Annotated in this window: 9 protein-coding genes and 3 tRNA genes; 2 read left to right on the forward strand and 10 right to left on the reverse strand. The window is 38.1% G+C overall.

Going from position 1 to position 8,241, the window contains the following annotated elements; all coding sequences use genetic code 11:
* Positions 1–9 precede the first annotated feature (9 nt).
* The 7 genes from RUH95_RS17470 to RUH95_RS17500 all read right to left on the reverse strand — a co-directional run bounded on the left by RUH95_RS17470 (position 10) and on the right by RUH95_RS17500 (position 6,298).
* Positions 10–1,272, reverse strand: a complete 1,263-nt coding sequence (locus tag RUH95_RS17470) for a CdaR family protein (protein WP_313894179.1) — start codon at positions 1,270–1,272, stop codon at positions 10–12.
* A complete protein-coding gene (gene cdaA, locus RUH95_RS17475; protein WP_313894180.1) occupies positions 1,265–2,101 on the reverse strand; it encodes a diadenylate cyclase CdaA in 837 nt (278 codons plus the stop codon). Before cdaA ends, RUH95_RS17470 begins: the two co-directional genes overlap by 8 nt.
* 115 nt (positions 2,102–2,216) lie before the next feature.
* Complete coding sequence (locus RUH95_RS17480; RefSeq protein ID WP_313894181.1) at positions 2,217–2,849, reverse strand: anti-sigma factor; 633 nt, start codon at positions 2,847–2,849, stop codon at positions 2,217–2,219.
* A 12-nt stretch (positions 2,850–2,861) separates the two neighbouring features.
* Complete coding sequence (sigW, locus tag RUH95_RS17485; protein ID WP_313894182.1) at positions 2,862–3,437, reverse strand: RNA polymerase sigma factor SigW; 576 nt, start codon at positions 3,435–3,437, stop codon at positions 2,862–2,864.
* Positions 3,438–3,586: 149 nt separating this feature from the next.
* Positions 3,587–4,492: an arginase gene (rocF, locus tag RUH95_RS17490; protein ID WP_313894183.1), complete on the reverse strand. Its 906-nt coding sequence runs from the start codon at positions 4,490–4,492 to the stop codon at positions 3,587–3,589.
* Between the two features lie 70 nt (positions 4,493–4,562).
* The gene (locus RUH95_RS17495; protein ID WP_313894184.1) at positions 4,563–5,144 is read right to left on the reverse strand and encodes a GNAT family N-acetyltransferase; all 582 of its coding nucleotides are present in this window, start codon (positions 5,142–5,144) and stop codon (positions 4,563–4,565) included.
* Between the two features lie 59 nt (positions 5,145–5,203).
* Positions 5,204–6,298: a citrate/2-methylcitrate synthase gene (locus RUH95_RS17500; RefSeq protein ID WP_313894185.1), complete on the reverse strand. Its 1,095-nt coding sequence runs from the start codon at positions 6,296–6,298 to the stop codon at positions 5,204–5,206.
* Positions 6,299–6,407: 109 nt separating this feature from the next.
* Here RUH95_RS17500 and RUH95_RS17505 point away from each other — a divergent pair, with 109 nt between their 5' ends.
* Both RUH95_RS17505 and RUH95_RS17510 read left to right on the forward strand, forming a co-directional pair.
* The gene (locus tag RUH95_RS17505) at positions 6,408–7,289 is read left to right on the forward strand and encodes a LysR family transcriptional regulator (protein ID WP_313894186.1); all 882 of its coding nucleotides are present in this window, start codon (positions 6,408–6,410) and stop codon (positions 7,287–7,289) included.
* A gap of 10 nt (positions 7,290–7,299) precedes the next feature.
* On the forward strand, positions 7,300–7,845 hold the full coding sequence (locus RUH95_RS17510; protein ID WP_313894187.1) for a histidine phosphatase family protein: 546 nt from the start codon (positions 7,300–7,302) through the stop codon (positions 7,843–7,845).
* A 62-nt stretch (positions 7,846–7,907) separates the two neighbouring features.
* Here the strand turns inward: RUH95_RS17510 and RUH95_RS17515 are convergent.
* From RUH95_RS17515 to RUH95_RS17525, 3 genes are all read right to left on the reverse strand, one after another.
* A tRNA-Ala gene (locus RUH95_RS17515) sits at positions 7,908–7,980 on the reverse strand.
* Between the two features lie 25 nt (positions 7,981–8,005).
* A tRNA-Gln gene (locus tag RUH95_RS17520) sits at positions 8,006–8,080 on the reverse strand.
* A gap of 6 nt (positions 8,081–8,086) precedes the next feature.
* A tRNA-Tyr gene (locus RUH95_RS17525) sits at positions 8,087–8,170 on the reverse strand.
* Positions 8,171–8,241: the final 71 nt, after the last annotated feature.

Genomic DNA, 8,241 nt, shown 5'->3' on the forward strand with positions numbered 1-8,241 from the left:
TACTTTACATTAAGCTTCTTTTATCGTTAGTTTCACTTCGGACTTAGACATTTCCAATTCTACGTCTGTGATGACATTCATTTTTATCGGAAATGTTTTTTCACCTATAGTAGCATCATTTGCATCTACATATAGAGCAATATCGCTCGTTTTAATCTTATCTAATGCTTCTGGTGTTCCTTTTGCTATTACTGTCACAATGCCATCTGTAGATGTTTCAAATTCACTTATTAGTTGCTCTGGGAGATTCCTTACTTCGACCGATATTTGATCAAATGTTTTCGTACTAAGACCTGAAACAGATTCTTCATCTATATCTGGTTCTTCAATAGGTGCAGGTGTCACATCCCCAATCACTTTTAACTTGTCTAAGGACATTTTCGTTACACCTTCCGGAAGTACTAGCTTCGTCTCAAACTCACCTGACTGCTCTAGCTTACTCACGTCAACCTCTACATTTAGCTGCTCCATTTTATCTAGTATTATGCGGGGACCAAATAGACGAATCTTTTCGACAGTTGTTGATAACTTGTTAATAACAACACCTTCTTTTGGGATCCCTTTTGCCGACAACACTACTGGAACTTCTTTACTATACTCTTCTACATTCACCTTCACTTGAACTGTTTTCGGTTCAATCGTGACATTTAACTTATTCAAATCTCGATCAAGCACTCGAATACTTGCCTCTTGTTCAAATGATTTCGAGATTCCTTTTTCTCCATTAATCGTTGCTTTTACGTAGCTTATGCTATCCACAACACTTTTTGCTCCAGTAATTGTTACTGTTCTTGGTTCCAATTCATACGATTTCACCACATAGTTTTCAGCAAGCAAGCCTTCATTCATATCTGGATCTATTTCTTTTTCTACTGTAATACGCTCCTCAATCACAATAGTTGCATAGCGTGGGTCAATCCGAACATTCAGCTTTTCTGAAAAATTCTCATGAGAAATTTCTACTCGATGCGTACCGATTGTCAACTTTCTCAAGTCTATGAACACTTTGTAGTCCTTCATTGCTCTTGCAGAAAATACTAATGTCGAAGGTCCTTCAATGTTTACTGTAACAGTTTCTGGTGCTCCCGTTACGATTAAATTATCATCATCATAATATACTTCTACTGGTACTTCTCTAAGCGTATCTATTTGCGTGCTGCTTTTATTTCCATTTGTATTTTCCATTTCATTTTTTACGGAAATGAATAACGATATCGCTAGCACTAGCGCAATTATTCGCAAAAACCAAGGATTTGACATCATTTTATCCATTTTGTTTCCCCCTCCATGACCATATAGAAGAAGTTACCTGCTCTGCCGTTGAACCAAACCAAAGGCGTCGTAAATGAGTTTCAAATTCTTCCATGGATAAATTTCTATGGAGATCACCATTAGATGTTAAGCTTACTGCTCCTGTTTCCTCTGACACAACAATTGTAATCGCATCCGTCACTTCACTCAAACCAATCGCAGCACGATGCCTCGTTCCAAGCTCTTTTGAAATAAAAGGACTTTCAGAAAGCGGCAAATAACATCCAGCAGCAGCGATATTATTTTTTTGTAAAATCACTGCTCCATCATGCAATGGTGTATTTGGGATAAAAATATTAATCATTAATTCTGATGTAATGTTTGCGTTCAAAGGAATTCCTGTTTCAATATAATCCGTCAATCCGGTTTCTCGTTCAATCGATATTAATGCACCGATTCGACGCTTCGCCATATAACTCACTGATTTGGTCATTGCCTCTATTAAACGGTTCTGTTCCTCTTCATCTTGCATTGAATTTCTTGAAAATAACGCTCCCCTACCGATTTGTTCAAGTGCTCTTCTAATTTCCGGCTGGAATATGATAATAATTGCTAAAAATCCAAAGTTAATAACTTGTTCCAACATCCATCCGAATGTATCCAAACCTAAAAAGTCTGTAACAACTCTAGCGATGACAATGACAAATATCCCCTTCAATAATTGGACTGCTTTCGTTCCTTTTATAAGGGTAATTATTTTATATATAACAAACCAAACAAATAAAACATCTAATATGTTTACAAGTACGTTTACTGGCATTAACTCGGAAAACTGTTCCATAAACGACATGTGGCATCCCCCACTTTTCATCACAAATCCATACAAGTAAAGTATATCATAGTTAAGGATTTCTTCCCTTTTTTAGACATAAAAAAGTCTACCCAATATCGGAATAGACTTTTTCTCACTTTTCAGTATCTTCTTTTTCAAAAAGGGACATAATTTCTTTTGCCCCATCTTTAATCGTGAACCAAAGCCAATCAAATACTTCGTTAATCTCTTCTGTTTTACCTGCAACTACCGCAGTAGAGGCCATATATTTGGAGCCGTTAATAATCGTTAAATTCCCTTTCAACTCGCCCTCGATACGGACATCTCCATTTTTCACAACTAAGTTACCTTCCACGACTTGTCCTGCTGGGATAATAACCGTTTCACCTTCCACTACGACATTGGCTTGTTTTGTAAATGAAAACTGCTGTTGTTCATTAAAGTTAGAAAATAACGCTCCACTCATCAATAAAAAGAATAAAGCCGCTGCAGTAACAATTGGATGACGACGCAACCATCTACTAACACCAGCATGTGATTTTTCTTTTGGTAGTCTTGCCATTACCGCTTTTGTGAAATTACTCGGTGCTTCTATATGAGCTGCTCCTTTTACGAAAGCAACAACTTCGCTTAACTCATGCATATGTTTTTGACAATCCGTACATGACTGCAAGTGAGATTTTAGTTCCAGCTCATGTTCACGGCTAATTCCGCCATCTAAATAATCATGCATAAAGTGAACAATTCGTTCTGGACACGCATTCATCGCGATTCCCTCCTACAACAAATTGGGCTGTTTACTTAGCTGTTTTCTAAGCGCTTCCCGCCCTCTATGGATTCTTGTTTTTACTGTTCCCAACGGTAATTCTAGTATCTCGCTAATTTCTTGTAAAGACAATTCGTCCATGTATTTTAGAACGATTGCTGTACGATATTTATCAGGCAGCCGACTTATTTCATATTGTATGCGATCTTGTAATTCAAGCTTCATCAGTTCTTCTTCCGGAAGTTCTTCTGCAGCTGCTATTTGTGAATACATATTAAGTCCTTCAGTTCCAGCAACTTCTGCATCTAGAAAATAATCTGGCTTTTTTTTACGAATGCGGTCAATACATAAATTCGTTGCGATTCGATAGAGCCAAGTTGAAAATTTTCTTTTTTGATCAAACGTGTGTATGTTTATAAAAGCTCGCACAAATGCTTCTTGGGCTATGTCCTCAGCTTCATGTCTATTCCCTAGCATGCGAAAGCACACTTGAAAAAGCCTTTGCTGATATACCTCGACAATCTCCGCGAATGCGTCCTGGTCACCTTTTAGAACCTGTTTTATTCGTTTGTTTATTAACGCATCCATCGTGTGATTCCCCTCCGCTCCATGCGGCTGTCTATCATATACGTATCAACTGGCAGACAGGTTTCATTTTTTCTATTATTTTTATTCTAACAAACATTTATCTACTTGTGTTGTTAAATTTAAACAAAAAAGCAGACGAAGCGTCTGCTTTATACTAAACTTTCACCAAATAGTGATCCCATCAGTGCAACGGCAACATCGGCCGTTTTATTTTTTTCATCTAAGATTGGATTTACTTCTACAAATTCAGCGGAAGTAATGAAACCTTCTGTATACAACATTTCCATCGCTAAATGACTTTCACGATAACTTATTCCACCTGGCACTGGTGTACCAACCCCTGGTGTATAAAGTGGATCTAATCCATCTAAATCCAATGATAAATGTACTCCATCTACTTTACGTTCTTTTAAATAAGCAATTGCTTGATCCATCACTTCTGTCATACCTAGCTTATCAATTTCATGCATTGTAAACACTTTAATACCTAGTTCTTTTATTAATTCGCGTTCACCTGGATCTACCGAACGTGCACCAATAATAATAACGTTTTCTGGTTTAATTTTTGGGGCATAACCACGAATATTCACTAAGTCTTTATGACCTAATCCTAAACTTGCAGCTAATGGCATACCATGAATATTCCCTGAAGGAGAAGTTTCCGCAGTATTTAAATCTGCATGTGCATCATACCAAATAACGCCAAGGTTTTCATAATGATCCGCTAATCCTGCAAGCGTTCCAATTGCAATACTATGATCCCCACCAAGCACTAACGGAAATTGACTTCCCTTTAATACTTCATGCACTTTGTCGCCAAGTTTCGTATTTCCCTCGATTACTTCTTCTAAATTACGTAAATGAGTATCCGTAGGTTGTTCTTTTCTTGTGTGACCTATTGCAATGTCACCTTCGTCTTTTACAGAATGACCTAATGCCTCTAAACGCTCCATTACCCCAGCATATCGAATAGCGCTCGGCCCCATATCTACACCGCGTCTATTCTGGCCAAGATCCATTGGTACACCTATGATCGAAATATTTAATTTATTCATTATTTTATACCCCCTTTTGTTTATACACTTATTGTAAACCCTAGAGTATCGTTGGCTCAACCCAACAAAATCATGAATATTTATTCATCAATTGAACAAGCATATTTTTAACATCCGGCCATTCACTCTCAATAATCGAGTATACGACTGCATTTCTTACCGTACCATTTGAACGTATACGCTCATTGCGTAAAACTCCTTCTTTTATACCGCCTATTCGCTCGATTGCACGTTGTGAGCTGACATTTAACTCATCTGTTTTAAATTGTACCCGAATCATTCCAAGCGTTTCAAAACTATATTCTAACAGCAAATATTTGCACGTCGTATTCACATGTGTTCGCTGAAACTTATTTCCATAAAAAGTTGATCCTATTTCACAGCTAAGATTTATTTCATCTATACCGTATATGCGCGTCGTCCCCATTATTTCTTTTGTATCTGTATGTTCCACTACAAAAGCAAAAGCAGTTTTGGCAATATTCATTTGTTGAATACCTACTTGTAACCACTTCTCCAACTGGTCATGGTCCTCTACTTTATTTAGCATAAATTCAAAAATCTTTGGATCGTAAAGTTCCCATAAACGCTGCACATCTGCTTGTTCTAGCGGACGTAACGTTACATCTCCATACACGATTGTATTTGCCAAATTTCAACACCTCACTTTTTTCTATTATCATAATAGAAAAAGTGAGGTGTTGAAAAGCATTATTTTAATGAACGGATTTTTCCTGTATACAACGACTGAGGGCGGAAAAGAATTTTATCCTCAACCTGTTCCATTACATGAGCTGTCCATCCAACCATTCGCGCTACGCTAAATGTTGGCGTAAACAAAGTTGCCGGCATTTCGATCGAACGCATAATGGCTGCCGCATAAAACTCCACATTCGTATAAAGCTTTCGACCAGGTTTATATTGCTCTAAAATAGCTATAATTTCTCTCTCAGCGGCCACAGCCAAATCTAACCATGCATCTGCGCCATGTAGCTGTAAACAAGCTTCTCGCAACAATACAGATCGAGGATCAGCTGTTTTATATATCCTATGCCCAAATCCCATGATTCTTTCTCCTTGTCTAACCTTTTCTTCTATAACAGATCTAATAAATGACTCTTCTTTTATTTCATCCAATAAATCGAGCACTCCAGCAGGTGCACCACCATGCAATGGACCTTTCATCGTCCCAATAGCGGAAGTAATTGCCGCTGGTAAGTCAGATTCGGTTGATACCGTTACTCTTGCCGCAAACGTCGAAGCATTTAATCCATGCTCCATTGTCAACTTTAAATACGTTTCTAGTGCTTTTACTTGTGTAGGAGTCGGTGCGACACCTGTTAACATCCACAAATAATTTTCCGTATGATTGAAACAATCATTTGCTTCGACTAAAGGAAGACTATTTTGATTTCTATAATGTCTAGCAATAATCGCTGGAAGTGCACCAGTTAAATGAATAGCTTGCTTGATCATATCCTGTTTTAAAAATTCTCCTGTAGCAAATGCAGAGATCGCCGTTCTCATCGCATCCATAATGGTAACCGTCGCTGGAAGTGCGTCTATTACATTGCAAATATGAAGTGGCAAATGTCTACCTACCTTCAACTGTTCTTCAAACTGCTGTCGTTCCATCTCAGACGGCAATTCGTCGTACCATAAAAAGTACGCCACTTGCTCAAATGAATAATTAGGTACCAACTCTTTTACATCTACACCACGGTATCTTAATATCCCCTGGTCACCATCAACTAAACCAATTCCCGTATGCACCGCGACAACATCTTTTAATCCTTTTTGAAACATTATAACTCCTCCTTCTTTTCTTTTAGTATAAGAAAGATATATAATTATGAAAATTAAATATGTTTGATGAAGTTGATTAAATTTTATAATCAATTGGAGGTCGATTTTATTGGAATACCAATGGCTCAAAACATTCATTGTTGCTGCCGAAACAAATAATTTTAGAAAAGCATCTGAAAAGTTAATGATTTCTCAACCCGGTGTCACAGTCCATATTAAATTGTTAGAAGAATATCTAGGAATACTTTTATTTAATCGTACAAATAAACGAGTAAGTTTGACGGATGCCGGAAAAGTATTTTATTTAGAAGCAATAGTGCTTGTAAAAGAATTCGAGGGTAGCATTGACCGATTACACGCTTATTCAGAAGGATATCGAAGAAAATGGAGTGTCGCCATTTCTCCCTTAATGGCTGAAACAATTTTACCGTACATATTGCGCTCGTTTATGGAAAAACATTCCGATTTAGAAGTATCTATAAGAGTAGAGGAATCTGCTTTTATCGAAGAGCTAGTAGCAAGCGGAGAAGTAAATATTGGAATTTCTGCTTTAAATGCGACACGAAAAGATATAGAAGCTATTGAACTGTATGAGGACCCTCTACTCTTCATCGTCCCTACAGATGGATATGAGGAAGAATCAGCCCCAATATTCGATACAGAACAGTATTTAAAACAAAACTACCTATTCACCCACCATCATCCGGTCGTATGGGATGGACTGCTCTTACAACTGCGCAAGCAAGTAAATACGATTAGAACTATGCGAGTGACCCAAGCACATATCGTAAAACGCTTTATACAGGAAGGACTAGGCGCTTCTTTTCTGCCACAGTCCATTATTAAAAGAGAATTAATCGAAGGACGTGTCATGAACATTCCATTTGATCTATTCCCACTTCCTAAAGTAAAAACGTTTTTATTGCTTAAAAACACAGGTGAGCTGGAACAGGAGTTTATCGAAAAAATTTCAAACTATTATTTTGGATAGAGGTGGACGTATGAATAAAAAAGTATTTATCATTAGACATTGCCAAGCAGAAGGACAAGAGGCACAAGCATGCCTCACTGAACTGGGACGCAAACAAGCAGAAGAACTCTCCAAATATTTAAGTAACACAGCAATTAGTCGAATTATTTCAAGCCCATTTTTACGCGCTCATCAATCCATCGAACCTTTCGCAACACCCAAACAACTAACGATAGAAATCGATCATCGCTTATCCGAGCGAATTCTATCTACTTGTTCTATGGATAACTGGCTTGTTAAGCTAGAAGAAACATTTGAAGACATCGAATTAAAACTAGAAGGTGGAGAGTCGAGCAAAGAAGCACAGAAGCGCATAGTAGAGGTGTTAGATGAAATCCTATCGAACGATAATGAAAGCACTGCAATTGTAACTCATGGAAACATTATGTCATTGCTATTAAACAACTACGATAAAAAATTCGATTTTGAGCAATGGAAAAACTTAAGCAATCCAGATGTCTTTCTATTACATTTCTCCGATGGTGGCTGCTCCATCGAACGTATCTGGCAAAATTAATGAAAATACAAAAAAGGTATCCCATTGTCATGGAATACCTTTTTTACGATTATTTTAAATTATGGAGCCTAGCGGGATCGAACCGCTGACCTCCTGCGTGCAAGGCAGGCGCTCTCCCAGCTGAGCTAAGGCCCCGAAAAAATTAGATGTAAATAAAAAATGGCTGGGGAACCTGGATTCGAACCAGGGCATGACGGAATCAAAATCCGTTGCCTTACCGCTTGGCTATACCCCATTAAACTGGTGGAGGGGGACGGATTCGAACCGCCGAACCCTAAGGAGCGGATTTACAGTCCGCCGCGTTTAGCCACTTCGCTACCCCTCCGAAATAACACAAGAATAATGGTGGAGGATGACGGGCTCGAACCGCCGACCCTCTGCTTGTAAGGCAGATGC

Origin of the sequence: Psychrobacillus sp. (assembly GCF_032154225.1) — a bacterium.
In the GTDB taxonomy this organism is placed as follows: domain Bacteria; phylum Bacillota; class Bacilli; order Bacillales_A; family Planococcaceae; genus Psychrobacillus.